The organism is Leucothrix mucor DSM 2157 (assembly GCF_000419525.1).
Lineage (GTDB): Bacteria > Pseudomonadota > Gammaproteobacteria > Thiotrichales > Thiotrichaceae > Leucothrix > Leucothrix mucor.
In genome coordinates, this window is sequence record NZ_ATTE01000001.1 from 4,535,035 (window position 1) to 4,561,690 (window position 26,656).

Below are 26,656 nucleotides of genomic sequence, written 5' to 3' on the forward strand. Positions count from 1 at the left end.
AAATCATGCAACAAGAAATAAAAGCATTCATATCAGCTAACCCAGATGTAAAAGAAGTTGATTTGATCATTATGGACATTCCGGGCAACTTTTACGGAAAGCGCTATGCGATTACAGACCTAGAGAAATTGGCTGTTAATGGTCTGAAATTCCCACGCGGTATGCCGCTAATGTCGGTACAAGGGCACGCGATTGATGCGCTTGGCCACGGCATTGACGATGGCGATCCGGATGCTTCGATTGAATTAGTACCAGGTAGTTTACGTCGTGTTGGCTGGGAGTCGGAGCCACGCGCACAAGTGATGGTGACCTACACGCAGGGTGAGGAAGACTCTCCATTTTGGGAGCCACGCACCATCCTGAAAAAAGTGTTAAGCCGTTTCGAAAGCAGCGGTTACCGCCCGGTTGTGGCGTTTGAATTAGAATTCTATTTGTTTGACTTAAAGCGTACCAATGACGGTTTAGTACAAGCGCCATTGGGCCAGTTAACCGGCCAGCGCGATACTTACGCGGTTATGGGTATTGATCGTTTGGCAGACTTTGGTAAGTGCCTGAGCGACATTTCCCGTACCTGTGCAGAGCAGGGCGTGGATATTGGTCCGGCATCCGCTGAGGTGGGTTTGGGTCAGTATGAAATCAACTTAGTGCATAACAGCGACGTGATGGAAGCGGCTGATCAATGTGCGATGTTCCGCCGTATCGTTAAAGGCGTTGCGCTAAAGCACGGCTTCCAAGCTAGCTTTATGGCTAAGCCATACATTGATGACGCCGGTAACGGCCTGCATTTGCACGTGAGTGTGTACGACGACGCGGGTGAAAACTTGCTGGCAGCGAATGACGATAAGAAACTGCTGCATGCAGTGGCTGGCGTACTGAAGCTAATGCCAGAGTCGCTGTCTATCTTCGCACCGAACGTGAATGCATTCCGCCGCTTAAAGCCAGGTAATAACGTGCCAATCGGCCCGACTTGGGGCTATGAGAACCGCTCAGTTGCGGTGCGCATTCCAGAGTCTGAAGCTAAAGATCGCCGTATCGAATACCGCGTTGGTGGTGCTGATGGCAACCCATACTTAACGCTGGCAACTTTATTGGCTGGCATGCATAACGGTATGGAAAAAGAGTTAGACCCCGGCGCCCCGACTGAAGAGTTGAGTGAAGATTCTTTCGGCTTGCCGACTGACTTGCTGGATGCGTTATACGTCACTGAAGAGTCCGAGGTATTAAAGGAGTATCTTGGCAGCGAATTCGTCGGCGTGTATTGTGCCCAAAAGCGCAGTGAATTTAACGCGTACGAAGCAGCAATTTCAGCGAGGGAATACGATTGGTACCTGTAAATAGCATTTCAAATTATGGCAATGTGTTCAGCTATATGGGGCAGAACTTAAGCCGTGATTTAAACGAAGCCGACGTGTTTATCGTCGGCATTCCATACGACATGGCTACGACAGGCCGCGCCGGTACTCGTGGTGGCCCAATGGCTATCCGCCAAGCTAGCGCGCACATTCGCTGGGAAGAAAACCGTTGGCCGTGGGACTTCTGCGCCTTTGAAAAGATGCGGGTTGCCGACTATGGCGATCTGGAGCCTTTCACCGGTAATCAGCAGTCATTGCTGGATGAAGTCGAAGAGCACGTTGGCGCCTTGGTGGATGCAGGTAAAACTGTACTGGGCTTTGGTGGCGATCACTTTGTGACTTTGCCGCTGATGCGCGCGCACGCTAAAAAGCATGGCAAGATGGCGATGATCCATTTTGACGCGCACACAGACACCTACAGCGAGCCGGGCAGCGAGTTTAACCATGGCAGCATGTTCCACTTTGCACCGCTGGAAGGCCTGATTGATCCGGCCAAAAGCGTGCAGATCGGCATTCGTACCGAGTACACCGTGAAAGATCACCCGTTTACCGTGATCGACGCGGCGGACGCCAATGACCGCAGTGCCGCTAGTATTGTCGAACAAATCAAAAGTATTGTCGGCGACACGCCAACGTACCTGACATTTGATATCGACTGCTTGGACCCTGCGTATGCACCTGGCACTGGAACACCGGTACCGGGCGGATTGACGAGTGATAAGGCGCTGAAGATCATTCGTGGATTGGTGGGCGTTAATTTGGTCGGAATGGATGTGGTAGAAGTTTCCCCACCGTATGACCATGCAGACATCACCGCACTAGCAGGAGCCACGCTGGCGCTGGAAATGTTGTATGTATTGGCGGCAGGAAAGTAACAACTTTCTATCTCATTTTTGAAATAAATACTGTATGATACCGCCCTTCATACAGTATGCACCCGTAGCTCAGCTGGATAGAGTGTTGCCCTCCGAAGGCAAAGGTCGCGCGTTCGAATCGCGCCGGGTGCGCCATTTATTTAAACAATTTAGATGGCTTTTAATACTCCAATAGCTAAGTCCTGTAGAACCTAAGTTGTAGCCCAAAACTAAAATCAATATCGATCTTGTCAGCCAAGCATGATTGGTCTTCAATGACTTATTTGGGGAATAGCAGCTCAGGGTACTCTAGTTGAGCAAAGTAACGATAGAACTATTAATGGATCTAACTGTATGAAATCAAAAATAAATTCAATTTTTCTAGTTTCACTGATGGTTGGAATGATCGGTTTTTCTATCGGGGGGATGAGCTCAACAGCAGCTACGAGTATTAGTTGGTTTTTCTTTTCAGCAGTGGCTTCTTTTTCTGGCATTTTAATAGCGGCAAGCATTGAAAGCTTGGGTAAAACCAGACTTCAGGAAGCACAAAGAATTAGCAGTGCATTGGTTTTTATTGAGGCTTTTCAAGCAACATACGAATCTACCTTAGAACAGAGTCCACTCACTCAAACCGAAAATGAGTTTACCCATGATAATTGATGCTCTGGTTGAAAAGTTAAGTAAGCCAGTTGACTTAGCCCTATTCTTTATTACTTACTCATTTGTGTTTCTAGGCGATACTTTCTATTTTCAGTCAGAGCCAAAGTCAGAGGTTATTGCAGGAGTTTCTGCGATTGGTATTTTAGGACTAAAGCAACTTGCTGTCTTTGTTTGTACCTGGTTTAAACCTCCAATAAATAAGAAGTTAGCTAATGCTAAGGAATGCTTCACCGACAAGAGCAAAGGTACAACAGTACAGGCACGGAGAAAGATTGAATCTATCGAGGTGCTTCTGAAAAAAGAGCTAATTGATGCTGAAGATGCTAACCAAAGACTGCAGGCGATACTTGTAGCAAGCTTCGATAGCATATCGATTGCTAAGAAAGTAGAGGAGGACTTAAAAGGTGAAGATAGTACCGACGAAATTAATGCCCCTGCGAAAAAAGCTAGCTCAGGGCGGACAAGACCCACTAGGAGGATAGTCCCCCCTAAGGAATATAGAACTGGGCAGTCAAAGGCAGGGGATACTCACCAAAATTAATCAGCTTCTTTAGGGTTACTCAGAGAGCCCTCAGCCTCAACAGCCACCACATTGCGCGTTAGCTTGCTAAACTCCACACCAATCAAATAAATCGGCTGATTCAGCGCTTTAAATTTATCGGCGTAAGCTTTGTCTTTTATCTGCTGCAGCGCTTCACCGTTTGCTTCGCGCTCGACCACTTTAAATTCAAAAATATAAACCTGCTGATTAAATTTAAGCGTCATATCAATGCGGCCTAAGTTGGTGGCATCCTCCACCGTCACATCCAGCCCAAGTGATGCAAAGTAGGAGTAAAACACCGAGGCGTAGAAGCCCTCATAGGCTTGAATATGGTTGTTGTTATACCAGTGATGCGGGATGCTGGAATAGAAGCTATGGAACAATTTTTCTAAGCCATCAAAATCATTCGTCAGCAGTAATTGGCGCAACTGCATACGCTGCCGAACTTGTGCACCGCCATCTTGTACCAAGTGCTTTAGCAGGCTGTTGTTTAGGCTTTGATACACCTCGCGGTTGGGGTAGCCGAGGGTATAAAAGTAATTCCCATCCAGCAGTTCGCGCTTTTTAATGGTCAGGTAGCCGGTTTGAAACATCAGTGCTTCAATTGCCATTTCATCCACATCAAAGCTGGATAGCAGCTCCTCATCGCTGCTTAGCTGGCCCAGTAGTGGCGTGTGAATGTGCCGCTTGGCCAACACATTCACTAAAAACGTGGGTGTGCCAGTTTCAAACCAGTAGTTTTTGAACTCCCGACGCTCAAATAGCAGCAAGATATCAAACGGGTTGTAGACGCCTTTTCCTAGCCAGTTGTAACCGTTGTACCAGTCACGAATTTCCTGACGGTCGAATCCATCCAGCTCAGGTGCAAACACGGTATCAATATCGTGATCGGTATAGCCGCATAAGGTTGAATAGCGTTGATCTAGCGTGATGTCATTTAGATTATTTAAGCCCGAAAACAGACTCACTTTAGAAAACTTACTCACCCCAGTTAGAAAGCTGAAGCGGATATGCGCGTCATAATCCTTAATCGTGCCATAGAATCCACGCAAAAAATCGCGGTTGGCTTTGGCAACGTCCGGATAATCAAGCGCATCAAGAATGGGTTTATCGTACTCATCGATCAGTATGACAACGGGTTTAGCATGTTGCTCTTTCAGGTGACGGATCAGCTCTGAAAACCGGCCTCCAGCATGGCTAAAGGTTGGTGTAAGCCCAGCGTCCCGCTCCATATAGGTTAGCTGCTCATCTAATGAGTTCGCCAAGCTTTGTTCGGTCGTGAAGGTTTGACGACCAAAGCTAAAGCGTATCACTGGATAGCTCACAGACCAGTCCCATTGCGGATACGCCGCCAGCCCATCGAATAAGGGCTTATTTCCCTCAAACAATTCTTTCAGCGTATCGAGAAACAGGCTTTTACCGAAGCGGCGTGGACGGGATAGGAAGTAGTGTTTACCGTCTTGTATCAGCTGCAATGCCAGAGGCGTTTTGTCCACGTAGTAGTGGTTATCTTCGCGAATCTCTTTGAAGGTCTGAATGCCAATGGGGAGTTTTTTGCGCTGAGACATGGCTACGGCTTTTGAATGAGTTAACTATGAGTGTACTTGGATTCAGGGAGGCTCGCTAGTTTGGTGGGTACTCAGCCAGTTCTCTTAGGCACTACTTACAAGCTTGTGAGTGTTGTTAATTTGAGTAGTAGGGATTATCATAATTTAGGCTGTTAATTTAACATATTTGTATTTTAAACCTCCTTTATGGTTTGAAATTAATGGTCAACGCTGTCTATCAAATACTTCAGGGAAAAGAGCAATCATGGATGCTTGCAGTAACGATATGTTGTGTGGCTTTTTGGAGCAGTTTCTAGGAGGGTCATCTATCAACCTAATTGAGGTTGTTATTTATTTTACCCTAAGCTTTGGCTTCTACACATTGGGCTCCTACTCAGGTCGAGTTAACGAGGAGAGCTTCATCAACGGCATTATGTATTACATCAATATTCAGGCATTTAACTCGGCGAATATTCCCCAGAACATCGATGAAAACTCCCAGAGACATGTGATTGAAGCTAAGTCTCGTTTAGCTAAGAAAATCATGCCACGCGTGCCTCACTAGTGGCTAGCTTTAGTGCGAAAATATCGGTTGTTGGTTTGCTGATTATTGGTTTCTACCTAATCTTTTGCAGCCCAGGCTTTCTCTCTGGTAAGGGAGGGCTTTCATATGTGCAAGCTGGGAATATTAATATTAGTCGTTCGACAGTGAGTATCTATCAGGAAGCAAGTCCAATTATTACTCGTTATGACGGCCAGCGGCCTCCTTGCAAGAAGCGTTATCGTGTTTTGCAAGGTGATACGCAATGGTCGATCGCGGAACGCTTCGCAACTCAAGCAGATAAACATCAGTGGATCAGGAGTATGAGGTGGGTTTCTGGTAAGCAGATTGGTGACACTCGGCTAGCAATCGGTGAGCTGCTTTGTGTGGGGTGGTGATTATGAAAGTGGCGTATATTTTCATAAAAGGAGACGGTCACATTGAACTAAAGGCATAGTGACGCCTTCAAATAAAGTATATACTTAATATATATTATCAAAGGAGGTGCACCATGCAAACAGCACGTATTTTTCAAAACGGTGCCAGTCAAGCCGTCAGAATACCCAAAGAGTTTCGCTTTGAGGGCAAGGTCGTTGAAATCAAAAAAATAGGCAATAACTTAATTCTACGGCCTATTCCAGACTCGTGGGACAGCCTGTTTAATAGTCTGGACAAGTTTACGGATGACTTCATGCCAGAAGGTAGAGAGCAGCCGGAGCAGCAAGCTGAGCGTGAGGCATTTGACTAATGGTTATGCTGGATACAAACATCTGCATTTACATCATTAAGCGCAAACCTGCGAGTGTTCTAGAGCATTTTGAAGCGTTCCAACCGCGAGATATTTTAGTGTCATCTGTTACAACATCAGAGTTGTATCATGGCGTGCATAAAAGCGAGCGCTTTCGGGAAAATGAGGAGGCACTGAATGAGTTTTTGCTTCCATTAAATGTTGTGGATTACGATGAGTCTGCATCGTATATCTATGGTGAGATTCGTGCTGACCTTGAGCGCAGAGGGTGCGTAATCGGGCCATTAGATTTGATGATTGCGGCTCATGCTTTGAATTTAGGAATGCCGTTAATTACCAACAACGTGCGTGAATTCGAACGCGTTCCCGGCCTGATTGTTGAGAACTGGGTGAGCTAACAAAAATGGCTCACAACCTTAAAGACTGCCAGCCATAACCCCAATCAAAAAACGTAAATCCTAAGGCAACACCTCAATCTTCACATTCGTAAAATCAATCCCATTATCCGGGGTGTTTTTCTTCTTTGAAGAGCCAAATGTTTTGCTGTTGACATGAAACGCCAACATACCAAAGTTATTAGTGGCGCTACCGTTATCCGTTACGCCAAAGGTGCTCAGTACCTTACCCGCCTGACTCAGTGAGCCGGAGATTGCCACGCCTGCAGCGACTTTTTGAACAGTCATAACACCGGTATAGGTTTGGCCAGGTGCAAACTGGTAGGCACTCCCACCGCCACCAAGGTGCTTGTAACCCTTCGTTGTCCCTAACAAGCGGCCTTGCGTGTCCTGCTTATGCTTGCGAATATCAATGTTCGCTTTAGCTGCATCTTTGAGGTTTACGTCAAAGTCGATCATATAGCCGGGTAGGCCATCATAGTTTACGTTCGGCTTTTTCGATGAGGCGGATAAGTCACCCTCTAGCGCAGCGCGGCCTGCTTTGTCATACAAGCCAACACGGAAAGCCGAGTCGCGGTTAGTGCCGAGGGTTCTAGGCGTTGTAAAGGTGAAGGTTGCTTTTAGAGTCCGGCCATCAGCCAGTGTTTGAGGCGCAAAGGTTGCGCGTATGCCACGCCCCGAGCCACCAGAAACCAAGCCCAAAGAGCCTTTGCTCACTTCAATCGCACCGGATGTGGTGGTGGACCACCAGTTAGTATCTTGTGCGTCTGCGCCATTGTTTCGGCCACCATCAGTAAAACTATCATTCACGACAACGCTTGCCGCCATTACGTTGCTGGCCATAAGACCTGCAACGGCTACTAAAGAAATCAGTCGTTTCATATTTCTCTCCAATCAGAGTACTTGTTATTGAGTTTTGTATTACTGCGCAGGTGAGTGCGAGTAATCTAACTTATAAAAAATCACCCGATCAAAGTCCGTTTCTGGCTCTGGGCTGGTGTTGTTTTGAGAATAAGCGCCCGCTTTGAAGAACATAAATTCGTCTTCAACACTAAAGCCACTGTCGCGCATATCAAAGGGCTCCGCGCTAACTACGGTGCCGTCATCGCGAGTAATATCGACGTGCAACATTGGAATGGTTTTATCGCCTTCCTGTTTGCCTTTGACTTCAATCCGGTAGCTGAAGACTTCATCAAGGGCGATACCGTCAGCAGGGTTTTCGGTGCGGTCGCTGCGCTTTCCGATAATCTCAACCCAAGTTTCTTTGCCAGTGGCAGGCTCGTGAGCAAAGTAGATCGAGCCGAATTTATTGCCCGGCAGTTTGCGGTAATACAGGCGAATTGGTTCATCATCTTTTGCGTGGATCTGCCCAATAATGACGCGACCAACTTGGTAGGCTTTACCTTGTCTAGTGACTTGATTAACCGACAGGGTCGCATTCAAAACACCATCTACGCCGCCCGCTTTTTCCTGTGCCGACTTGGGCGCTGAGGAGAATACCCAGTTGTTTGCATTTGGGTAGCCGCCATCAATCCGCGTGTCAATATCGTAGTTGCCTCGGCGAAGCATGCCGCGTAGTTCTGTGCGGGTGTACTTGGTGTTTTTAGAGGTTTTGGCACCCGCTGGCGTTGAGCGAAACACCATTCCACCGGTTGCAGGATCGGTATAAAAGTAGCGTGGATCAGTCCAGCCAGCGGCGAGTTCATTCTCGTAAACGCTGTCCGATTTACCGTCGCCATCATCGTCCGCTGGCGTGGTCACATACCAGCCGAGTAGGTCGAAGTTTTTACCGGGAGGTTGGTCAGTGTGTAGTCCAAACAGACCTTTGCCTTTGCGCGCGGTAACGACCGCTTTCTCTGGTTTTTCAACCGGAGTCCCGCAGCCTGAAGCCACGACTTCAACCATGCTGTTCCAGCTATTGCTTTCGTTGCCGTTAGCGATCACTTTTACGTACTGTGCTTTCAGGTCATCAAACTCATAAGGCTCAAGTGCCAGCGTTTCACCACCGGATTGGCGCTCAGGAACGATGGTGGTATAGGCTTTGTTATCCAATGATGCGGCAATGGAAAAGTCAGATTTACGGCTGTCGCCTTTATGCCAGGCAATGCTGAATGACTTGAGTGTTTGCTGTGCGCCCAAATCGAAAACAACGGATTTTGGTGCGCCTTGGGATTCATTTGACCAGCGAGAGTCTGGATCAAGGTTGCCATCAATTAGGTTTTCCGGACCATGCGTTTCTTCATACAACCCATCATCCGTTGCGGAAATGATAGTCAGTGGTTCGTTACCTTCACAGGCGGTATTTGCAGAGACAGAGCTGGCACACAAAAGCAGTGCAGACAGGGCTGTCATACTAAGATGATTCATTAATTTCCTCCAAGAAAAATGCCATAGGTTTGTAAAATTAGTTTTACAAGTCACAAACATATGTTTTACAAATTTAGCATATAATTTTGAAAACTAACATACTAGAAATTATCATCGCTGCAGCGGGGTGAATTGCTCACCAAGAAATATCCAGCCTGAATTTTCCGAAAATTTGCTTATCAAACAACGAAGAAATAACGAACCTTGAAACAGGTACGGCATGCCAGACGCGAGAGTGCGCTGGCAAGTTGATGCTGAGTAGGTTTGAGGCCTGAAGCGAGGCAGGGCTTGCCTCTCAGGCCATTTTTAGTTAACCAGAAAAGTAGTAATTGTAATCAGCGCATTGCTTAATTACGTCATTAAAATACTGCGTATCTTCATAGTCACGTATCTTTTTGAAGTTCTCCCCAAGGCCCTTTTTCTTGGCAAATTGGGTCGATTCCGGATAGCTTGTATCGTCGCCATGTGGCCAATATTTATTAAATTCAGACCCATTTTCAGCCTGTTTAATGTATAGCTCGTTTTTCTCGATTTTGGCCAATGCGTACAGCGCTTTTACCTTTAATTCCCGATCGGTTGTTTGCTGTACTACGCGCTCATAATGCTCACGCGCTTTGCTAAAATCGGTCACGCCTTTTTTCCAGGAGACGGTCGAGCGATACGTTCTAATCAGGTTGGGGGAGTTTCCGAACCACGTCATATTGTAGTAGGCGGTTGCCAGTAAGAACTGGGCCTGTGCATCGCTTGGATCGCTGTTGGCTTGCTTCTCCAGTGCCTGCATGGTTTCAATCACTTGCAGCAGCGTGCGGGCTTTGGAAGGAACCCGATTATTACCGCTGCGTCCGGTGGTGAATGGATTGTAAGTGGTTTTAAATAACTTGTGATCGGCCGCTTCGGCAGCAGTTTTAGCTTGGTCGAATTTGCCTGCAGCGAGGTACTTTCTGGCAATCAATTCATTAGGATCAGTCGTTGGTGTAAAGGCTTTGGTCTCAAAGTCGATCTCGCCGAATGCTTTGACAAAGTCAGCCGCCATTTTTTGCTCTAAACGGTTGGGAGACTTTTTGGTTTGCAGGGTTTGCAGCTCTTTGATTTCCTCAGCTGTAATGCCATCCAGCACAATATCCCCACGCTGCTTGGCGAGGTAGGCTTTACCGGGTTGATTGGCGCTCACATACAGCGGCTCCAGCTTGGCGTAGGTGTAAGTCATAATGTCCTGAGTGCGGCGCTTGTAGGGATTATTGTACTCGTCCTCCCAGATATCGCTGCTGATGGATTTCTCCAGTTTTTCAGCGGCCACCAAGTCATTAGCGATAACGGTTTCACTCGCGGGGTCAATCGCCTCCAGATTTTCCAGATACACCAAGTGCTGTAGCGGCTTCACATAAGGCACGCGTAAATCATCAGGGTAGGCGGCAAGGAAAGTGCTCACATCCGCCACCGTAATGGCTTCCCCTGAGAGCTGTTTTAAGTAGACCGCAGCATAGTCGGTGAGGAATAGATCTTTGCGCTTTTTATCCTGTTTAACTTGGTCGATGAACTGGCTGAATCTAGCAAGATATTGGGTACGACGGTCGCGCAGTTTCTGTTTGGCCGCTTCCGTTTTGGCATCTTCATAGGCTTTTAGGTCATCAATCAAAACGTCTTTATTAATGCCACGAGAAGACTGCAGCCATGGCTGATCCGGGCCACCGGGAACATGGTCGGCAAACTGCACAAATTCCAATTCACGAAACAGCATCGCATCAAACCAATCGGAATCGGGAGCCAGCGCATAAACGGCTTTGAGCTCTTCCTGTGTATTGGCATTCACTCGCAAGGCGCGCACAAAATGCATCAGAGCGCGTTCATCATCATTTTTGCACAGCGCCATTAAAGAGGCCCATTCCTCATCTGTTTTAATGCTGAAATTAAGCTGGGCCTGAAGTTTTTTAGTCTCGGTTTCCGCAAAGCGGGTGGCAAATTGGTAGGCTGATTCCGCTCGCTTGCCGCTACGTTGCAGCGCTCCGGCGTATAGCAGGCCGGTCCAGATGGCGACTTCTTTATTCGGTTGTTGAATGTCGGCGCTTAGGCGCTCGTAGGTGCTAATGGCTTCCGGATATTGTCCGGTGTAATGCAAAATACGCACTAATAAATACGCATAACGCTGGCGTAAAAAGGCATCCTTTTCAGTTTCCAGCTGCTGGTTTATTTCGCCGATGAGTGTGTTGCCAAGCTTTAGGTTTTCAGCGCGTTGCTGTTTTAGCTCTTCTTTACTTAGCCAGCGTGAGTCGCCTTGGTCGGCAATGGGTTCTTGCTTTACTACCACGCTGAGATAGGCCTTTACCGCATCGGATTGGCTGGCCAGTTTGTCTGCGTTTCGGTCATACACAATGGCTCTGGCATCTTCCGGTGACACTTTCAGGTAGTCGGCCCACGCTTTGAGGTTATAGGTTTCGGTGGCGTTCGATTCATCGTATTCATCACTGCTGTAAGAGCCGGGAAAATAACTGTAACGCCGCACAAAGTGCGCTTTAACTAACTCGCCATAGAGAATATCAAGGCTTTTGGAATAGTAGAAATATTCCGGCTCATCCCAGCCGCAGGAGGAGACCGCCGTGGTAAACAAAAAACTGGCCATTAAGGTGCTTTTAAATAGCTGTTTAAGGGATTTCATTTCGGCTGGCTCCTTGGAGAAAATTCGGTCGCGATGGTGGCAAGCTCATTCGGAGAAAAGCGTGCGGCTTCGCGGAGGGTATAAAAAATAATTTCATCGGGGTGCATGACGGCGCTCAGTTGCTCGGCAGCGGTATGCAAGGCGTCGAGATCGACCGTATCCACCTGCAACTCATCGTCGGGGTAGAGGTAATATTCCTGCCAATAATGCCCTTGGGTGACTTTGTAATGATTGGTTTTCAGGCGTTCGGTTTTCGCCGCATTCACCTCGGCGCTATTGGCTAATTGCACCAACTTACCTTGGCGAATCACCCGCGTTTGCTGGTACAGCGGCAGCGCAAGATCAAGCGGCAGCGGGTAGTTTTCAAAGTTGTGCAGGTAGCGTTGGCCTTCTTCGGTATCGAGAATGTAATTGTTAATCTCAGGGTCTGTAATATCGCTCATGTTGTAATACATCAGCGCCGCTCGCGCCACCGGTGGCACGCCCGTGCGTTTGGCATATTTCACCTGATGCAGGCGTAAGGTCACGCTGATGTGTGGGTAGTCCACTTTCAGGCGCTCAAGGAATTTGAAATAGACGTCGCGGGTTTGGCCGGTCCAATCGCAATCCACCTGTAAGTGCGTATAGGTTTGCGGCGGAATGTGGGTGAGAATCTGCGCGTGAATAGCGTCCCGCGAGCCAAGCTTCAGCGCATTATTATCAATATACACAACCGGCGTGACGGCTACTGAGGGCGGTGTGCGGATGCTCGTTGGATTGACCGATAGCTGTTGGTTGCGATAACCAATATCCAGCAGCTTGAGGTAAAGCTGTTTGGGTGCGTAGCGTTGCAGGCTGGCAGGGTCGTCGGTGTAGCTATTGGTCCAGTGGTAATAGCTGATTTTGGCGGGCGCGTTGGTGGCTTTTATGGCATTGGCGGGTTGCCAGTAAAGCGCTGCCATGCCGGCAAGTAGCAGGGTGAGAGCTATGGAAGTCTGGCGAAATGATCGTGAATTCAATGCGTTGGGCATGGTTCCATCCGGTTGCTAGCCTCGTGCGGTGGTTTGAGTGTTTTTAAACCAATGTGCTTAGTCAGTAGTATAGGATGTTATTGGAGATTAGTGGGGGTGAGTGTGGTTTTATGCTGTGTATTTGGCTTATTGTGATTTGTGGGTGGATTCCGTATAGTTCTGTTATTAAATTAGCCAATATTGTAAATTCTAATGCTGATCAATAGGTTGGGTGTATGCGGAGAGGCTATGTTGTTTGGACTACACGGAAGGCTATGTTGAATAATTTCCGTATAGCATACTGTTATACAAAAAAGGATTTCTCGTGTCATCAGAATTATCTCAAGAGCTATATGCTCTTTATAAAAAATATGAATCAGATCTATACGAATTTGGAGAGAGGTCCAACGAGATAGTTCATGGCCCTTTCCTTATATCGCCAAACGATAAATTCTCTACTTCAAAAGTCAGAGTTGTATTTATAGGCCAAGAAACTAACGGCTGGAGTTGTAAAAAAGACATCTCAAATCAAATGGAAACGTACTCAAAGTTTAATCTTGGGGAAAAGTATGTTTCAAGCCCATTTTGGAATGTGATTAGGAAGTTTGAAAAATCTATTATTGGAGAGACGCACTCATCATCATGGTTAAATATTAATCGATATGACGAAAATAGCAAAAAGCCATCCAATGAAAATAGAGAGCTATTATCTGGTTTAGATACATTGCTTTTATCAGAGCTTAAAATTTTAAAGCCCGATGTCACCATATTTTTAACTGGTCATAGTTATGATAGTAGAATCATTCCTCTGCTCAGCGCTCAAAAGACAAGCATAGGTGAATTCGATCAAAAGCAAGTATGTGAAATGATAACAAACTCTATAGGTGGTCGGGTATTTAGAACCTATCACCCAAATTATTTAAGGCGCTCTGGCCTTGAGAGCAGAGTAATTTCAGAAATTTGCTCTCAAGTAAATGTATAACAAGGCAATTAAAAATCGCCCACAAAAACACGCGGGCTGGACTCGCTCCGCTCGCCTTTTATTGCGGCGTTATATTTTTTAGGAGGCATTATATGTTCGGTTGGTTGTTCAGTCTATTCACCTGGCTAACTGAGTTATGGGGAAAAGTCCCAGAACCCGTTAAAGAAAAAATTATTTATATGATCGTCGAAACACTTGATATGATATTTAGAGAGTTTTTCCGTTCAAAGAAAAAAGGGCAGGAAACAAATAATGAGTAATTTTAGAGATTTTGTGAAATCCAGAACAGGGCAAAAAATGATTAGCTCTTCTTCAGCTCAAGGTTTAACTACTCAAATAAGCGGAACTTTGGCTACTACGGGGTTAAGTATATCTAGCAATGATAGAGAAAAATTTTCATCTGAAGTTGTACAAGTCGCTAATAGTGACGAAGTTCTAACTGAGTTAAGCGAATCAATTGGTGATCCAAAAGAAAATGAAAGCGAAGATGAATTTGTTGAGCGTGCGAAATCTACTCTCGCAAAGATATTGAAAAATAAGTTAATAAAATAAATATAACAAGCCACTGCACTCGGAAATTTTACTCGCTTGGCTCCCAAAATTCCGGTGAGTGGGGCGTTATACGAAAGGAAGATAATGAGTATTGAGCAAGAATTTTCTGAATACCAGGATATCTGGGACGATTGTAATCTTGGCTATGTCATTTGTGAGAACAAGTCAGGGCTATCTGGCCTTCCAGCTATAAACGAAATTATTTCAAAAAAATGCTAGATTCAATTCCTACAAGAGTGGCATCAGCCAGCGTATTGAAAATGAGGCGCAAAGGCTTTTTTTTGAAATGACCAACGAAGCTATTTCTATGTCATATGGAGATCACAGGCAACTCTCGGATGATGAATTATACAGACTATTTTATTCGTTTATCAGATCTGTTGGTGATGGTGAGTTCTTTACCAACTTTTCTGATGACGGCTGGTTTTCATTAACGAAGCATACTCGTGATAGTTTGTTTTGTTTAGTTGGTAAAGAAAAAATTGGTATGTGGTTTAGCTATGATGACGAGTAATTGTATAACAAGGCTTTGCAGTCCGGCAGCGCAGGCGGTGTCGAATTGTGTGCATGGTCGTACCGCCCATTTTTACACACAATACGCCCCACATGCACTGCGGTAGAAAGCGGCGTTGGATGCTCCATTATGAATAAACTAAGATGGATATCACTTCCCATAGCATGCATTCTAGTATGGTATACAACCCTAATTCTGGGCATGTTAATCATAAATTTTTCGATTTATTTCTGTCCGAAAGATCAGATGATTTCTGGCATGTGTATGGCTTCATGGTGGGATAGTGTTGAAGCAATTATTTTTTGTTTCAGCACCGGATTATCAGCAGCCTTAATTGTAACAACAGCATTTTTTATTGCTCCTGTTGGCAGGGTTCTTGTTGCTTGGCTTACATTGGGTATTGGCAGTATGGTTGCGCTCTATCTGGCTTTCCAGTTATCTGCCTGGGATATGTTTGCCTCAGCAGTCTGCGCTGGTTTACTGGTTACATTTTTACTCACACGATCTCGCTTTGCACAACAAGGTATCCAACAAAAAAATTGAGAATATAGGACAAAATGGAAACCAACCCGTATAAGCCTCCTACGGCTTCCTTAGCTGTTGATAGTGCTCCAAATGATGAGCTGAACACGCGTGAACTTTATAATAAAGTGCTGATTTTTAGAGGTCGGATGGGGCGAATCCGGTATCTTTATACAACTGTGGCGGGGTTAGTCATGGCGCTGATAATGATTATGTTTTGGGGTAGATTATCCCCATTTCTGATGGTGCCAGCGACTATTTATTATGGCGTTAAAGTACCTTGGGTTTTTGCGGCCTCTTCAGTCAGAAGAGTGCAAGATTTAGGTAAGCCAGCAGTCTGGGCTTGGTTTGCCTTGCTACCGCCTATGTTCATCTGGTTGGCCATTGCGCCAAGTGAAGATAAGCCAAACAGCCATGGTAAGCAGGTTTTTAAACCCACCAAATGGGAATATACAGGGGTAGTTTCCTCATTATTTCTGGCAGGCATATTTCTATTAGTCTTTGCGTATTAGTGCTCACAGCGCATCGGTGGTTGCGCTTGGGTTTGAGCGGGTGCTGTGGAAAGCCTGCTAACCCACCGCCACATTCGCCTTATCCGAATCAATTCGTCCATCCACCAATTCAATAATCCGGTCACAACGCTGCGCCAATCTCGGGTCATGCGTCACAATCAAAAAGCTAGTTCCACTGTCTTTATTCACGCGGCGCAGCAGTTCAAATATCGTATTGGCCGATTCGGTATCGAGGTTCCCCGTTGGCTCATCAGCCAGTACCAGCGCAGGCTGCATGACCAATGCGCGAGCAATAGCCACACGTTGCTGCTGACCACCGGATAAGTCATTACTCATGTTCTTACCGACTTTGCTTAGTCCCACTTGCTCAATCAGCTCTGCTGCGCGTTGTTTCATGGCGTCATCCGGTCGGCCACGGGCCGCGAGTAGTGGCAACATCACATTTTCCAGCGCCGTAAATTCTGGGAGTAAGTTGTGAAACTGAAACACAAAGCCGATGGATTTGGCGCGTAACTTGGTGAGGTCGCTATCCTCCAACTGAGTGGTGGCTTGGCCGGTCACATACAGCTCGCCGCTGGTGGGTTTGTCGAGCAGCCCGATCTGGTTGAGCAGGGTACTTTTACCCGAGCCGGAAGGGCCGATCAGTGCCACAAATTCGCCTCGCTTAATGGTCAAATCGATGCCGTGCAGCACTTCCACTTCCGAGGGCATGCCGATGTTATAGGCTTTGCGGATTTCCTGCAGTTGCAGGGTAATTGCATTTGACTCAGCCACGAATCGCCACCGCCGGGTCTAGTCGCGCCGCTTGCAGCGCGGGGAATAGGGCCGCCATGGTGCCGACCAGCGTGGCTCCAATGGCCGCATACACAAACAGCATCGGGTCAAAGGTAATCGGGAATAATTGGGTGCCATCGGGGTTAATCGCGATATTGCGCCACAGGGTTAAAAACAGCCAACCGAAGCCCGCGCCTAACACCGAACCGATCAAACCCGTCAGCGCGCCTTGCAGTAAAAACAGCCGTAAAATTTGCTGCCGTGTGGTGCCGGTTGCCCGCAAAATGCCAATCGCTTTAGATTTCTGCACCACGGATACCACCAACACGCTGGCAATGCCTAATGCCGCTGTTAACCCGACAAAAAAGCGAATCACATTATTCGACATGGATTGGGCTTCCAGCGCGCTAAAAAACTGCGAGTTGCTGGCAATCCAGCTATCAACCTTTAAGCCGGTTTGCGCCTTGATCGTTTGCGCGACGGTCTCGGCGGTAAAGGGCGCATCCAGGTTTAGCTCAACACTCGTGACACCACCCGATAAGTTGAGCAGGCTTTGTGCGGTACGCAGTGCGATAAACACGGAGCGTGAATTTGCCCCACTATTACCAAAGTCGAAAATCCCGCGAATGCTTAGGGTTGCGGTGCCACCGGAGGCGGTTTGTAAGTTGAGTTTATCGCCAGTCCATACGCCTAAGTCTTTGGCTAAATCGCTGCCAACCAGTATGTCTGTTCCGCTGATATTGGGACTGCCTGAGATGATTTTACTGCTAAGCGCGATGAGTTTGAGGTAAGTATCCGGCTCGATGCCGGTCAGGCTCACAGCTTTATTGGCTTCGCCGCGAACGATAAAACCTGCGCCTGATACCACTGGCGCAACTACGGTAACCCCTTTCATTTTGCCGACTTGTGTCATCACCTTTTGCCATTGATCAACCGACTGCAAACGTTGTGCGCGGGGTTGTATTATCGTGGCGAGTTTTCCATCGCCCGCTTGGTGTAAAGGGCGGGAGACTTCCTTAGGTGGCAGAATCACGATCTGCGCCTGAAAGTCCAACGTGCGGCGAAACAAGTTATCTTGCAGGCCGCCAATTAAAGCCGAGATAAACACAATCACCGACACGCCAAGCGCAACACCCGACATAATCAGCAAGGTTTGCATGCGTGCTTCACGCATAAAGCGAATCGCCAAAATCCACTCAAACGGCAATAGCGGGTTCATGGCTGCACAGTCACTCGCACCAGCTGATCTGCTTTGATCAGCGCCAAACTCGCCAGAATCACGGGTTCTCCTTCTTTGAGTCCGCTTAAGATCTCCACGTTTTCATCACCACGTAAACCCAGTGTAACGGCTTGGCGAACCGTGTGTTTCTTGCGCACCACCAGCACCCATGGCTCATCGCTGCTGGCATCGTGCAATGCGCCAGTAGGAATCACTAAGGCTTCAGCTTTTTTAGCGGTTTCAATATCGACCGAGACCGTCATGTCCTGCCGTAAATAATCCGGTGGCTGCTTAACGCGTAATTTCACATCGACTGCACCACGCGTAGCATCCACGCCGGGGTTAATGTAGCTGACTTCGGCATCAAAGCGTTGCTTAGGAAAGGCATCGGCAGAGCTGAGCGCCAGTTGTCCTAGCGCCAGTTTGGCGAGATTGCGTTCGTCGATTTGCACTTCAATAAGCGTATTGCCTTCGGCTGCCAGCACCATTAAGGTTTTGCCGGTGGTGGCAATGTCACCCGGCTCAATGCTGCGGCTAATCAGCGTGCCATCGGCGGGTGCGAGAATGGCGTCTTGCGTCAACTTGATCTCTGCTAATTTTTGACTGGCACGAGCTTGTTCCAGTGAGCTGATCAGGAGCTGGGCATCACTGCCGTTGGATTGATTACTTTGCACTTGCAAACGCGCGGCTGCCAACCTGCTATTGGCCACATCGTAATTGTGTTGGGCTGTGTCCAGTTCGTTATTGCTGACGTAATTTTTGCTGTTCAGGCTGCGAATACGGATAAATTGCTGGCGGGCCTGTTCGACATCAGCCTCTATCTGGCGCAAGTTTTCTTCAGCAGTAGGCAGTAGCACTCTCTGTTGCTGCTTTAGTTTGACCTCCGCCAGTGTTACGGCCGCTGTGGCTTGTGCGAGGCTGGCGCGGTCGATTTTGTCATCAAGTTGGATGAGTAATTGGCCGCGTTTGACTTGCTGACCTTCCTTCACTGGGATCGCAGTGACTCGCCCCGTCACTTCAGACGCCACCGCGATGCGCTGAGGCCAGGTTACCCGGCCGCTTGCGACGATCGTTTGGCGCAGTTCACCTTTGGTTACGGCATAGGCATCAACGGGTGTACCCCAAATTGCGTTACGGGCAAAGTAGGCCGCGATGAATAAGACTAGCAGGATGGCCGCAGTGATTTTTAACCAACGAAGCAAACCCCGAAAGAATCTGGAGATTAGGGGAGTGCTTGGTTTTGCCGATTCTTTGTTTAGTGTTTTGGTCACTGTTATCATCATCTGCAAATAGGATTTTGGAATCCTATTTATAGCGCCCTTTCGGCGCTGAGCAATTGATATAAATCACTTCAGCGACGAAAGCCTTTTCAGGTGTTGAATTTGTCCGAAGCCTTTTCAACGGAAGCGCTAAACGATTTCCATGCCGTGTCAACGCCACCTTTTAGCACGCTAATCAGCAGGAAGCCGTCACTTAATCGGCGCAGAATACAGCTCTACTTTGGCATTTTTGATTTGGTAGCCCGCAGTCGCCAGCTTGGTATCCACTTTTTCGACGGTGATTTCACCTGTCACCCAAACCGGCAAGTAGGTATCTTCCAACGCAACACTGGTACCAGCGCCGGGTGTGACCATCACCGTTTGATGGGCCGGTGGCGGTGGTGAGTGAATGCAGCTGCCATAGTAAGGCACCAGCAAGAAATCGCCGACCATTTCACCACTAGTATCCAGCGGCGCAACGTAACCGGGAATGCGAATCTTCTTGCCACTGAGCGCTTGATTGGCTCCGGCATTATTAAACTCGCCCATGACTTGTTTGTAGAGCTCGCGTTCCTCTGGGGAGCCTTCCTTGGCTTCCTGAATACGTGCCTGATAACGGGCCAAGATCTTGCTGGGTTGAAACCCTTCCGGAACCAAGTCATCCCACATCATATCCTGATAAGCCGCCTCTGCCTCATTGGATTGGGCCGCCGCTTTAGAGTCCGCTTTAACCACATCGGCAATATCAGTGCCCAGCGCAGGGGCTCCTTCAGGAATGGGGTCGGCATCCTTGCTCGCCTCAAAGGGTTTAGTGGGCGTGTAGTTTTCATCCGCGACCACAACATTGCTGGATTGAGCTTTGCTAGTCGCAGGCTCATCTGTTCCGCCACAGGCTGTCAGCAACAAACATGGAATAATTAAGGTGTTAATTTTCATAAGCTTTTTCATGGTCATATCTTAACGGTTAGGCCGTCTTGCAGCGTGCGGCGATAGGCAATTAACGCCGGTAGTGTGCTAAAAATAACGGCTAATACGGTGACCAGCAGCAGCATTAATCCATCACTCCAGCCCGGTATCCATGTGTTGAGGTGCAAGCCATATTCGGCAATTACCCACGGCTGGGCAAACTGCACGCCAGCAAATACCAAGGCGCATCCCAGCAGACAACCCATCACCACGATAAATAGGGCCTCCAGCAAAAATAGCATGAAAATGTAGCGTGGATAAGCCCCGACCGCCCGTAATATGGCCATTTCCCTGCGTCGTTCATTGAGGGTTGAAAGCAAAGTTGTGAGCATGCCGAGTAATCCGGCGATGAGTACAAAAATAGTGATAATACGTAGCACGATTTCAAATTGCCCAATGGCTTGCCAGAGCTCAGCCAACGCGACGCCCGGCACCGCAGCTAACAGCGGTTCCTGCTTGTATTGATTGATCTCACGTTGCAGGCGGAAGGTAGCAGAGCGGCTTTTGAGTCCTGCCAAAAAGGCGGTAATGGTCTCAGGCTCCAGATTCATACGGGCGGCTTTTTCGGCTGAAATGTTAAAGCCGGGAACAGGCGCGCCAGATTGCCAATCGAGGTGAATGGCTTCAATGCCTTCCAGTGAAACATGCACGGTGCGATCGATCGGGGTACCGGTGGGTTTGAGAATGCCAACCACGGAAAAGGGTTTGTTTTTGTGCTCGGAAAAACTGGCTCCGTTTGCGCCATGTGCCAGAATGATCTGGGTGCCGAGTGTGTAGCCCAGTCGTTTAGCGACCTCTGCACCCAATACCGCATCATACACGCCCTCGAAAGGTTTGCCCTGAGCAAAGCTTAAGGGTTGCTGGTAGGCGTAACGGTAATGCTTAAAGTAATCCTGATTGGTGCCCAGTACGCGGTAGCCTTTGTGCGAATCGCCGAGTGATAGCGGAATGGTCCAGGCAATCTGATCGTGCTTCACATAATGCTGATAAGTATCCCAGCCAATATTGTTGGTGGCGTTACCAATGCGGAACACGCTGTAGAGCAATAATTGCACCTGCCCACTGCGCGCTCCCACCACCAAATCGGTGCCTGAGATGGTGTTCATAAAGCTGCTTTTGGCTTCTTTGCGGATGTATTCCACGCCCAGCAATAAGCTTACGCTAATGGCAATGGAGATTAGGGTTAGCAATACGCTAATGCGTCGGTTCCAGAGGCTGCGCCAAGTGAGTTTGAGTAGAATCATAAGGCGGTATTTATCTCACTAAGCTCAATGACGCGCGGAAAATGACTGGCGATGTGCGGGTCATGACTGACAAAAATAATGGTGCTGTGTTGAGCTTCGGCCTGCGTGAATAGCAGGTCAATAAAGCGGTCGCGAGTGCTAGTATCTAGCGCTGAGGTTGGCTCATCGGCAATAATAATTTCTGGTTGGCCGATTAATGCGCGTGCTACGGCAACACGTTGTTGCTGGCCGACACTCAGCTCGGTGACCATCTTACTGCGTAGCGATTCATCCAGCTGTAAATGATCTAGCAGTTGAGTCGCTGCCTGTTGCGGGTCTCCGGCTTTGTCGCGGCGGCGTTTGGAAAAGCTGCAGGGCAGCGTGATGTTTTCCACCATCGACAAATAGGGGAGTAAGTTGAACTGCTGGAAAATCACGCCCATGTGATCGGCCCGAAAACGGTCGCGCTTGCTGGAGGAGGCGCTATGCAAATCCTCCTCCAGTAAGCGAATACTGCCATCGGTGGGGGTGAGAATACCTGCCAGTAGATTCAGCAGCGTGGTTTTCCCACTGCCGCTTTCACCGCGCAAAAACACATGCTCACCCTGAGCAATGGTCAGCTCAGGGATATTGAGAATGTCTTTCGACTGACCTTTCCAGCGATAGCGCAATTGCGCAAGTTCAACAATATTCATTGGCTAAGCAGTACGATTCCATCGTTGTTTAGTTCTAAGTGGCCGGCTTGGCTGGTGCTAATCCAATCAACATCGACATCTTCGAAGCCTTTTGGAAAAGCAGAGAATAAGCGGACATCGACTTGGGTTAGTTTTGCTGGGTTTTCGCAGCTGAAGTTCCAGGTGACATCCACGTCGTTGTGAGCGCTTTCGGCATGATCTGACTCATGATCATCGTGCTTCTCATCTGCGTGATCGTCATGGTGCTCATCGTGATCAGCGTGTTTTTCATCGCTATGGTCATCATGGTCGTTATGCTTATCATCGTCATGATGCTCATCATGGGCTTCATGTGCGTCGTGGTGTGCATCATGCTCGCCATCACCGTGCTTTTCTTTGCTATGGGCATCAACCTGAGCGGACTCGATATCCACTGATGCTAACGTGCAAGCGGCAGAGGAGTCAGCAATCAGCAGCGTATCACCGGCTTTGAGCTTATTCACGGCTTGATGGATTGTTTTATGATCGGCCTCATCGGAAGCCAAATGCTCAAATCCAAAGATATTCGCAGCAGGGGACTCCAGTGTAATTTCCATGCCAGCATCCGTCGTGGCGATGGTTAAGCGAGCAGCGCCATGTTCATGCGCAGCGTGCTCTGTGTGGCCAGTATGGCTTTCTGCCATGGCAGAGTTACACAGCAATAATGAGGACAACGCAGAGGTGGCCAGTGTGGTTTTGATCGATGCGGCAGATAGCTTCATGATGACATTTGAGGTAGTTAGACGTCAGGCCATTATATTTAAATGCAACAATGTTGCAAAACTTAATTGTTTAATTTTATTTATGGGTTGTGCAGCTCACACATTGGCCCTGCAAACTCAGGTCGGTTTCTTCCAGCTGAAAATCTTTTGGCAGGTTAGTCATTGGCGTGGCATTGACGCCTTCTAAGCAATAGATTTGCTCGCACTTTTTACAATGAAAATGGGCGTGTGGCTGGCTTTCAGGCTCAGCAACGGCGCTAAAAAACCAGGCACGGTTCACACTGGCAATGCGATGTGCAATGCCTTGTTCAACCAGCCAGTCCAGCGTGCGGTAGAGCGTAACCCGATCCAGCGATAAGCCACGTTCTTTAGCGAGCGCTTCAATGGTGTGGTGGTTTAGTGCGGTTGGCGCAGACAACAGAATATTCAGGACGTGCTCCCGTGCAGGCGTGGATCGTCCGGAAGCTTGACTGAGTAGCTTAGTAACGCTCTGTTTAATCTCGTCTGGGGTCATCGATTAGTTTCGGTAGTCATGTTTAGGTAAATTGTAACATAGTTGCATTTTACCTTGCCAAGCCTCGTATCGGTTCGGTTTTAAGATTGCGGGGTTACGTGTGTATGAGTGTGCGCGCCATGGGAGCCATCAGTGTGGGAGTGTGCGACATGATCAATCATCACTGGCACAATATAAACCTGCCCATGGCGTACGCCCGGCTGGCTAATAGTGCTTTCTGCAAAGGCTGAAACCTCTTTCACTTTACCGCGCAATACCACCGTTTCCATGCAGTTATCATGATCTAAATGCACGTGTAAGGTCGAGATGCTTAAGTCGTGAGATTGGTGCTGCGACTCGGCCAAGCGACGCGATAAATCCCGTTCATGGTGATTGTAGATGTAGGTTAGGGTGCCGACACAATCGGCGTTATCGTCTCTCATCAAGCTGTCTTGGTCGAGCTTGTTTCGAATCAAGTCCCGCACAGCTTCCGAGCGATTTTTATAGCCACGCTCCTGAATAAAATGATCAAAACGCGCGCCTAACTTGTCTTCCAGAGAAATTGTAAATCGCATAGCTGATGGCTCTTTTCGGGCGAAATAGAAAGCCACATGATACCCGACATTGGGTGCTAAGATTACAGTTCATACATTTTTGTAAATCCTCTTAACTTCTGCGGTTAAGTATGAAAAAATAAATTTTTATCATACTTTAAAGGGATGTAAACGTGATCAAATCTAACAACAAAGTGTTTATGGCGACAGCGGCTGGTTTGGTTTGTCTGTTATTAGCAGGACAAGCAGCGGCACACGGTATCTATGCGAAAGAGCGTCATGATGAAGTTGTGATTATTTATGGCCACGGGCCAACCGATGAAAAGTATGAGCACAAAGATTTGTTAGAGCTCAAGGGCTATGGCAAGGATAGCGCAGCGCTGAAAGTCGATTACAGCAGCAAAAATGGTTACATCACGCTAGCACCTTCGGAAGATCTTAAAGCGGTTAGTGGCGTATTTGATAACGGTTACTGGAGTGAGCAAGCTGATGGCGAGTGGGTTAAAAAGTCTAAAGATCAGGTAGAGGGTGCCAAGCAGGGCGGCCGCTATATGAAATATAACACCACCATTCTCAAGCCATTGGGCGGAGCGCCTAAAGCAACTGGCGCACTATTGGAAATCGTACCAATGGTTGATCCGCTAACATTGAAGCAGGGCGATAAGCTGGAAGTACAAGTGCTATCCAATGGCGAGCCAGTACCCAATATCGAGCTAGCTGCTGAGATCACTACTAACCGCATGCACAATGTTGTGAAAACTGACCGTAACGGTAAAGCGACCATTACCATCCGCAATGATGGCTTGAATGTACTGGGGACTGAAACAGAAACCAAGCTAGAAGATACGACTAAAGCCGACAAGTCTGTCAATTTCGCAACGTTGGCATTCACGTATCCTTTAGGTGCTGATGAGTGATGAATCGTTATTTTAGTCATTTATGGACTTGTGCTGTGCAGCTGGCGATTGCTGGTGCTTTAGGATTAGTCAGCCTGTCAGCAGTGGCGCATCCGGGTCATGGTAAGAGCTTTGGCACGGCGGAAGAGCCTAATGCATTGCTGTGGGTTTGGCTGGCAGTGCTGGGCGTTGCGATGCTGGCGGGTGTTTGGCGCTTGTATATGGTGCTGATTGGCAGCAAGCGCCAAGCGAAGTCCGACTCGGAATAAGTTCGTTTAAAAGTAGGTTACTCCAGGGCGGTTTATGCCTTGGGGTAGTTTTGCTTGTGGTTTGATAGCGCCACTTTAGTAGTTCAGCGTGTACTCACATCGACTTGTTAAAATCGGATACCCCCGATCTATTAACGAGTCTTTCTGATTATGATGAAGCATCAATCTGGTTCCGTACTCCTTGTCGCGCTAGGCTTTACCTTAGTGATTTCAATTATGGTTGTTTCCGCGGTTCAGCGGGCAGGCCTTCAACAGAAAATGACCGCGAATCTAAAAGATAAAGAGCTCTCTTTTCAGGCGGCTGAGTCGGCGCTGAAACAGGGTGAAGCATTTCTGGCTACGTCCTCTGAAGTTGCGTTGTTTGGAAAGTTTGACGATACACAAGGGCTGTATACTTTTGACAAGCAACGTGAGTTTACGACTAAAGAGAGTTGGCAGTCGCTAAGTACGCGTGAAGCGGATAAGCCGCATCAGGTAGCCAGCAAGCCGGTTTATATTGTCGAAGAGCTGCCAGAGATTCCTGAGATGGGCGATAGCCTGGAAATCCCAAGACCGGTCAGCAGTGCGTATTACCGTATTACTGCACAGTCAAATGGTGGAACGGAGCAGGCAAACACTGTGTTACAAGTCATGTATAAGAAATAACTCGGCGATTAATTATCTGATCAATAACTCGGGTTGCTAGCCAAATCAATAACCGATATTTCTATTTCTCAGTGAGATGGTTGAGCTGTAAACGCGTCGTAAGTGGCGATCGCCTTTAGCCATTTTTAACTGTGCGCCATTAAACGTCACGGTCTGACTTTCGGGTAACACGAAGTTATTCTTTGAGCGAAGCAGTAAGCTGATTTTCACACTCACCACGTTTTGCCAATCGGCGATGGCATCCCCGCTAACATAATAGTTGGGCGAGTTATTGCCCGTCGTATCCTCTCCAAATAAAACCTGTAGATTTTCCACATAGCTTAAGACTTCTTCCGGAGCCTCCGGCTTTGCGTCAGCTCCCAACCGCGCCATGTACAGCGTGGGTACGCCACTGGCAGCCGCATTTGGTTTGCTAACAAAAAAGATGGCTTGTTGGAGTTTGCTGACTTCCGTTGTTGGAATATTGAGATCATTAAAGGTGTGAGCAATATTCCCCGGTGTGTTGCAGCTATCCGCGGCAATATCGGCAGCAGTATCCTGACCATTACAGGCAGGGCTATCCGTAGTTTCGCAGCTGCAAGCCTGAGCAAAAGTCACCGTCTTGCAGTCATTAACAATGACAACATCACCTTGTTTCAAATCCAGCTCAGTGAAATTGAGAATGCCATTATTTACACTATCTAAGGCACTGCTGACGCCTTTTGTGTACCAGACTTTTAAAATATCAGAATGGGTAACGGACGAAATATCTTTATCAATCACCGCGCCACCAGAAGATGACCATTGGCCATTCGCCGCACTTAAAACCGGTGCATCCGCATCAGTGGTATACGCTTCGCCGTAGTCGCTATTTGCCGCTTCCCAGCCCTCAATGGCTTGCCATGGAGTAAAGCTTGGTTCATTGAAATCTAATAAGGAAACGGTGTTGATTTGCTGACTGGTCTTGCAACCAAAGCCACCGGCTCGCTGCACAATGGAATTGATTACCGATAAACCAAATCGGGCATTTTCCTGAAGCTCAGCCTCGGCACTCAATAGTCGTTTGGATGAGTAGGTGGACATGACGATTTGCGTCGCATAAACCATTGCGAAGGAACCAATCAGCATTGCGATCAGTAGCTCTAGCAAGCCAAGTCCTTGCTGATTTTTGAGGGTTGTCTGCGTCTTTATCATGCAATGGCCAAGTTCGATTAG

Annotated in this window: 31 protein-coding genes and 1 tRNA gene; 17 read left to right on the forward strand and 15 right to left on the reverse strand. The window is 47.8% G+C overall.

Going from position 1 to position 26,656, the window contains the following annotated elements; all coding sequences use genetic code 11:
• Positions 1-5: 5 nt before the first annotated feature.
• From LEUMU_RS0120670 to LEUMU_RS0120690, 5 genes are all read left to right on the forward strand, one after another.
• Entirely contained in the window at positions 6-1,334 is a 1,329-nt protein-coding gene (locus tag LEUMU_RS0120670) for a glutamine synthetase family protein (protein WP_022954212.1), read from the forward strand.
• The gene (gene speB, locus LEUMU_RS0120675; RefSeq protein ID WP_022954213.1) at positions 1,322-2,227 is read left to right on the forward strand and encodes an agmatinase; all 906 of its coding nucleotides are present in this window, start codon (positions 1,322-1,324) and stop codon (positions 2,225-2,227) included. The genes LEUMU_RS0120670 and speB overlap by 13 nt, the downstream gene beginning before the upstream one ends.
• A gap of 58 nt (positions 2,228-2,285) precedes the next feature.
• Positions 2,286-2,362: transfer RNA gene (locus LEUMU_RS0120680), tRNA-Arg, on the forward strand.
• A gap of 198 nt (positions 2,363-2,560) precedes the next feature.
• A complete protein-coding gene (locus LEUMU_RS0120685) occupies positions 2,561-2,866 on the forward strand; it encodes a hypothetical protein (protein ID WP_022954214.1) in 306 nt (101 codons plus the stop codon).
• Entirely contained in the window at positions 2,856-3,407 is a 552-nt protein-coding gene (locus tag LEUMU_RS0120690) for a TFIIS N-terminal domain-containing protein (RefSeq protein WP_022954215.1), read from the forward strand. The genes LEUMU_RS0120685 and LEUMU_RS0120690 overlap by 11 nt, the downstream gene beginning before the upstream one ends.
• Here LEUMU_RS0120690 and LEUMU_RS0120695 read toward each other — a convergent pair.
• The gene (locus LEUMU_RS0120695) at positions 3,404-4,975 is read right to left on the reverse strand and encodes an ATP-binding protein (RefSeq protein ID WP_022954216.1); all 1,572 of its coding nucleotides are present in this window, start codon (positions 4,973-4,975) and stop codon (positions 3,404-3,406) included. The genes LEUMU_RS0120690 and LEUMU_RS0120695 overlap by 4 nt on opposite strands.
• A 244-nt stretch (positions 4,976-5,219) precedes the next feature.
• Between LEUMU_RS0120695 and LEUMU_RS0120700 the strand changes: the two genes are divergently transcribed.
• From LEUMU_RS0120700 to vapC, 3 genes are all read left to right on the forward strand, one after another.
• Positions 5,220-5,519, forward strand: a complete 300-nt coding sequence (locus tag LEUMU_RS0120700) for a hypothetical protein (RefSeq protein ID WP_022954217.1) — start codon at positions 5,220-5,222, stop codon at positions 5,517-5,519.
• A 487-nt stretch (positions 5,520-6,006) separates the two neighbouring features.
• Entirely contained in the window at positions 6,007-6,243 is a 237-nt protein-coding gene (gene vapB, locus LEUMU_RS0120710) for a type II toxin-antitoxin system antitoxin VapB (RefSeq protein ID WP_022954219.1), read from the forward strand.
• Positions 6,244-6,248: 5 nt separating this feature from the next.
• Entirely contained in the window at positions 6,249-6,641 is a 393-nt protein-coding gene (gene vapC / locus LEUMU_RS0120715; RefSeq protein WP_245570710.1) for a type II toxin-antitoxin system tRNA(fMet)-specific endonuclease VapC, read from the forward strand.
• A 60-nt stretch (positions 6,642-6,701) separates the two neighbouring features.
• Here vapC and LEUMU_RS0120720 read toward each other — a convergent pair whose 3' ends face one another.
• The 4 genes from LEUMU_RS0120720 to LEUMU_RS0120735 all read right to left on the reverse strand — a co-directional run bounded on the left by LEUMU_RS0120720 (position 6,702) and on the right by LEUMU_RS0120735 (position 12,668).
• Positions 6,702-7,520, reverse strand: coding sequence for a hypothetical protein (locus LEUMU_RS0120720; protein ID WP_022954221.1), 819 nt, complete (start codon positions 7,518-7,520; stop codon positions 6,702-6,704).
• Between the two features lie 39 nt (positions 7,521-7,559).
• Positions 7,560-9,005: a polysaccharide lyase family 7 protein gene (locus tag LEUMU_RS27145; protein ID WP_022954222.1), complete on the reverse strand. Its 1,446-nt coding sequence runs from the start codon at positions 9,003-9,005 to the stop codon at positions 7,560-7,562.
• Positions 9,006-9,315: 310 nt separating this feature from the next.
• On the reverse strand, positions 9,316-11,658 hold the full coding sequence (locus tag LEUMU_RS29255; protein WP_022954223.1) for a hypothetical protein: 2,343 nt from the start codon (positions 11,656-11,658) through the stop codon (positions 9,316-9,318).
• A complete protein-coding gene (locus LEUMU_RS0120735) occupies positions 11,655-12,668 on the reverse strand; it encodes a hypothetical protein (protein WP_022954224.1) in 1,014 nt (337 codons plus the stop codon). The genes LEUMU_RS29255 and LEUMU_RS0120735 overlap by 4 nt, the downstream gene beginning before the upstream one ends.
• A gap of 304 nt (positions 12,669-12,972) precedes the next feature.
• On the opposite strand from LEUMU_RS0120735, the gene LEUMU_RS27150 reads away from it, so the two are divergent.
• From LEUMU_RS27150 to LEUMU_RS0120770, 6 genes are all read left to right on the forward strand, one after another.
• On the forward strand, positions 12,973-13,629 hold the full coding sequence (locus LEUMU_RS27150; protein WP_022954225.1) for a hypothetical protein: 657 nt from the start codon (positions 12,973-12,975) through the stop codon (positions 13,627-13,629).
• A 92-nt stretch (positions 13,630-13,721) separates the two neighbouring features.
• On the forward strand, positions 13,722-13,889 hold the full coding sequence (locus LEUMU_RS28890; protein ID WP_022954226.1) for a hypothetical protein: 168 nt from the start codon (positions 13,722-13,724) through the stop codon (positions 13,887-13,889).
• On the forward strand, positions 13,882-14,181 hold the full coding sequence (locus tag LEUMU_RS28365) for a hypothetical protein (RefSeq protein WP_022954227.1): 300 nt from the start codon (positions 13,882-13,884) through the stop codon (positions 14,179-14,181). Before LEUMU_RS28890 ends, LEUMU_RS28365 begins: the two co-directional genes overlap by 8 nt.
• 286 nt (positions 14,182-14,467) lie before the next feature.
• The gene (locus LEUMU_RS0120760) at positions 14,468-14,695 is read left to right on the forward strand and encodes a hypothetical protein (RefSeq protein WP_022954229.1); all 228 of its coding nucleotides are present in this window, start codon (positions 14,468-14,470) and stop codon (positions 14,693-14,695) included.
• 129 nt (positions 14,696-14,824) lie between these two features.
• Positions 14,825-15,238 (forward strand): hypothetical protein, encoded by a 414-nt coding sequence (locus tag LEUMU_RS0120765; RefSeq protein WP_157474421.1) that lies wholly within the window; start codon positions 14,825-14,827, stop codon positions 15,236-15,238.
• Positions 15,239-15,252: 14 nt separating this feature from the next.
• On the forward strand, positions 15,253-15,729 hold the full coding sequence (locus LEUMU_RS0120770; protein WP_022954231.1) for a DUF805 domain-containing protein: 477 nt from the start codon (positions 15,253-15,255) through the stop codon (positions 15,727-15,729).
• A gap of 57 nt (positions 15,730-15,786) precedes the next feature.
• Here LEUMU_RS0120770 and LEUMU_RS0120775 read toward each other — a convergent pair whose 3' ends face one another.
• The 9 genes from LEUMU_RS0120775 to nikR all read right to left on the reverse strand — a co-directional run bounded on the left by LEUMU_RS0120775 (position 15,787) and on the right by nikR (position 23,709).
• A complete protein-coding gene (locus tag LEUMU_RS0120775; RefSeq protein ID WP_022954232.1) occupies positions 15,787-16,503 on the reverse strand; it encodes an ABC transporter ATP-binding protein in 717 nt (238 codons plus the stop codon).
• A complete protein-coding gene (locus tag LEUMU_RS0120780) occupies positions 16,496-17,722 on the reverse strand; it encodes an ABC transporter permease (RefSeq protein WP_022954233.1) in 1,227 nt (408 codons plus the stop codon). The genes LEUMU_RS0120775 and LEUMU_RS0120780 overlap by 8 nt, the downstream gene beginning before the upstream one ends.
• A complete protein-coding gene (locus tag LEUMU_RS27160; protein WP_169446479.1) occupies positions 17,719-18,993 on the reverse strand; it encodes an efflux RND transporter periplasmic adaptor subunit in 1,275 nt (424 codons plus the stop codon). Before LEUMU_RS27160 ends, LEUMU_RS0120780 begins: the two co-directional genes overlap by 4 nt.
• A gap of 198 nt (positions 18,994-19,191) precedes the next feature.
• Positions 19,192-19,917, reverse strand: a complete 726-nt coding sequence (locus LEUMU_RS27165; protein ID WP_022954235.1) for a DUF3299 domain-containing protein — start codon at positions 19,915-19,917, stop codon at positions 19,192-19,194.
• Positions 19,918-19,931: 14 nt separating this feature from the next.
• Positions 19,932-21,191, reverse strand: coding sequence for an ABC transporter permease (locus tag LEUMU_RS0120795; RefSeq protein WP_022954236.1), 1,260 nt, complete (start codon positions 21,189-21,191; stop codon positions 19,932-19,934).
• The gene (locus tag LEUMU_RS0120800; protein ID WP_022954237.1) at positions 21,188-21,865 is read right to left on the reverse strand and encodes an ABC transporter ATP-binding protein; all 678 of its coding nucleotides are present in this window, start codon (positions 21,863-21,865) and stop codon (positions 21,188-21,190) included. Before LEUMU_RS0120800 ends, LEUMU_RS0120795 begins: the two co-directional genes overlap by 4 nt.
• On the reverse strand, positions 21,862-22,605 hold the full coding sequence (locus tag LEUMU_RS27170; protein WP_022954238.1) for a ZrgA family zinc uptake protein: 744 nt from the start codon (positions 22,603-22,605) through the stop codon (positions 21,862-21,864). Before LEUMU_RS27170 ends, LEUMU_RS0120800 begins: the two co-directional genes overlap by 4 nt.
• 76 nt (positions 22,606-22,681) lie before the next feature.
• Positions 22,682-23,119, reverse strand: coding sequence for a Fur family transcriptional regulator (locus tag LEUMU_RS0120810; protein ID WP_022954239.1), 438 nt, complete (start codon positions 23,117-23,119; stop codon positions 22,682-22,684).
• 80 nt (positions 23,120-23,199) lie between these two features.
• On the reverse strand, positions 23,200-23,709 hold the full coding sequence (nikR, locus tag LEUMU_RS0120815) for a nickel-responsive transcriptional regulator NikR (RefSeq protein ID WP_281169938.1): 510 nt from the start codon (positions 23,707-23,709) through the stop codon (positions 23,200-23,202).
• Between the two features lie 116 nt (positions 23,710-23,825).
• On the opposite strand from nikR, the gene LEUMU_RS0120820 reads away from it, so the two are divergent.
• The 3 genes from LEUMU_RS0120820 (at position 23,826) to LEUMU_RS0120830 (ending at position 25,462) form a co-directional block, all read left to right on the forward strand.
• Entirely contained in the window at positions 23,826-24,569 is a 744-nt protein-coding gene (locus LEUMU_RS0120820) for a DUF4198 domain-containing protein (protein WP_022954241.1), read from the forward strand.
• Positions 24,569-24,817 (forward strand): hypothetical protein, encoded by a 249-nt coding sequence (locus LEUMU_RS0120825; protein WP_022954242.1) that lies wholly within the window; start codon positions 24,569-24,571, stop codon positions 24,815-24,817. Before LEUMU_RS0120820 ends, LEUMU_RS0120825 begins: the two co-directional genes overlap by 1 nt.
• A 150-nt stretch (positions 24,818-24,967) precedes the next feature.
• Positions 24,968-25,462, forward strand: a complete 495-nt coding sequence (locus LEUMU_RS0120830) for a pilus assembly PilX family protein (RefSeq protein ID WP_022954243.1) — start codon at positions 24,968-24,970, stop codon at positions 25,460-25,462.
• A 45-nt stretch (positions 25,463-25,507) separates the two neighbouring features.
• On the opposite strand, the gene LEUMU_RS28370 is transcribed toward LEUMU_RS0120830, so the two are convergent.
• Positions 25,508-26,635 (reverse strand): PilW family protein, encoded by a 1,128-nt coding sequence (locus LEUMU_RS28370; protein WP_022954244.1) that lies wholly within the window; start codon positions 26,633-26,635, stop codon positions 25,508-25,510.
• Positions 26,636-26,656: the final 21 nt, after the last annotated feature.

Excerpts from the sequence above, each read along its gene's own strand:
- LEUMU_RS0120670 (WP_022954212.1), top strand. The coding sequence starts at position 6 with ATGCAACAAGAAATAAAAGCATTCATATCAGCTAACCCAGATGTAAAA.
- LEUMU_RS0120685 (WP_022954214.1), top strand. The coding sequence starts at position 2,561 with ATGAAATCAAAAATAAATTCAATTTTTCTAGTTTCACTGATGGTTGGA.
- LEUMU_RS0120690 (WP_022954215.1), top strand. The coding sequence starts at position 2,856 with ATGATAATTGATGCTCTGGTTGAAAAGTTAAGTAAGCCAGTTGACTTA.
- LEUMU_RS0120695 (WP_022954216.1), bottom strand. The coding sequence starts at position 4,975 with ATGTCTCAGCGCAAAAAACTCCCCATTGGCATTCAGACCTTCAAAGAG.
- LEUMU_RS0120700 (WP_022954217.1), top strand. The coding sequence starts at position 5,220 with ATGGATGCTTGCAGTAACGATATGTTGTGTGGCTTTTTGGAGCAGTTT.
- vapB (WP_022954219.1), top strand. The coding sequence starts at position 6,007 with ATGCAAACAGCACGTATTTTTCAAAACGGTGCCAGTCAAGCCGTCAGA.
- vapC (WP_245570710.1), top strand. The coding sequence starts at position 6,249 with ATGCTGGATACAAACATCTGCATTTACATCATTAAGCGCAAACCTGCG.
- LEUMU_RS0120720 (WP_022954221.1), bottom strand. The coding sequence starts at position 7,520 with ATGAAACGACTGATTTCTTTAGTAGCCGTTGCAGGTCTTATGGCCAGC.
- LEUMU_RS27145 (WP_022954222.1), bottom strand. The coding sequence starts at position 9,005 with ATGAATCATCTTAGTATGACAGCCCTGTCTGCACTGCTTTTGTGTGCC.
- LEUMU_RS29255 (WP_022954223.1), bottom strand. The coding sequence starts at position 11,658 with ATGAAATCCCTTAAACAGCTATTTAAAAGCACCTTAATGGCCAGTTTT.
- LEUMU_RS0120735 (WP_022954224.1), bottom strand. The coding sequence starts at position 12,668 with ATGCCCAACGCATTGAATTCACGATCATTTCGCCAGACTTCCATAGCT.
- LEUMU_RS28890 (WP_022954226.1), top strand. The coding sequence starts at position 13,722 with ATGTTCGGTTGGTTGTTCAGTCTATTCACCTGGCTAACTGAGTTATGG.
- LEUMU_RS28365 (WP_022954227.1), top strand. The coding sequence starts at position 13,882 with ATGAGTAATTTTAGAGATTTTGTGAAATCCAGAACAGGGCAAAAAATG.
- LEUMU_RS0120760 (WP_022954229.1), top strand. The coding sequence starts at position 14,468 with ATGACCAACGAAGCTATTTCTATGTCATATGGAGATCACAGGCAACTC.
- LEUMU_RS0120765 (WP_157474421.1), top strand. The coding sequence starts at position 14,825 with ATGAATAAACTAAGATGGATATCACTTCCCATAGCATGCATTCTAGTA.
- LEUMU_RS0120770 (WP_022954231.1), top strand. The coding sequence starts at position 15,253 with ATGGAAACCAACCCGTATAAGCCTCCTACGGCTTCCTTAGCTGTTGAT.
- LEUMU_RS0120780 (WP_022954233.1), bottom strand. The coding sequence starts at position 17,722 with ATGAACCCGCTATTGCCGTTTGAGTGGATTTTGGCGATTCGCTTTATG.
- LEUMU_RS27165 (WP_022954235.1), bottom strand. The coding sequence starts at position 19,917 with ATGAAAATTAACACCTTAATTATTCCATGTTTGTTGCTGACAGCCTGT.
- LEUMU_RS0120795 (WP_022954236.1), bottom strand. The coding sequence starts at position 21,191 with ATGATTCTACTCAAACTCACTTGGCGCAGCCTCTGGAACCGACGCATT.
- LEUMU_RS0120800 (WP_022954237.1), bottom strand. The coding sequence starts at position 21,865 with ATGAATATTGTTGAACTTGCGCAATTGCGCTATCGCTGGAAAGGTCAG.
- LEUMU_RS27170 (WP_022954238.1), bottom strand. The coding sequence starts at position 22,605 with ATGAAGCTATCTGCCGCATCGATCAAAACCACACTGGCCACCTCTGCG.
- LEUMU_RS0120810 (WP_022954239.1), bottom strand. The coding sequence starts at position 23,119 with ATGACCCCAGACGAGATTAAACAGAGCGTTACTAAGCTACTCAGTCAA.
- LEUMU_RS0120825 (WP_022954242.1), top strand. The coding sequence starts at position 24,569 with ATGAATCGTTATTTTAGTCATTTATGGACTTGTGCTGTGCAGCTGGCG.
- LEUMU_RS0120830 (WP_022954243.1), top strand. The coding sequence starts at position 24,968 with ATGATGAAGCATCAATCTGGTTCCGTACTCCTTGTCGCGCTAGGCTTT.
- LEUMU_RS28370 (WP_022954244.1), bottom strand. The coding sequence starts at position 26,635 with ATGATAAAGACGCAGACAACCCTCAAAAATCAGCAAGGACTTGGCTTG.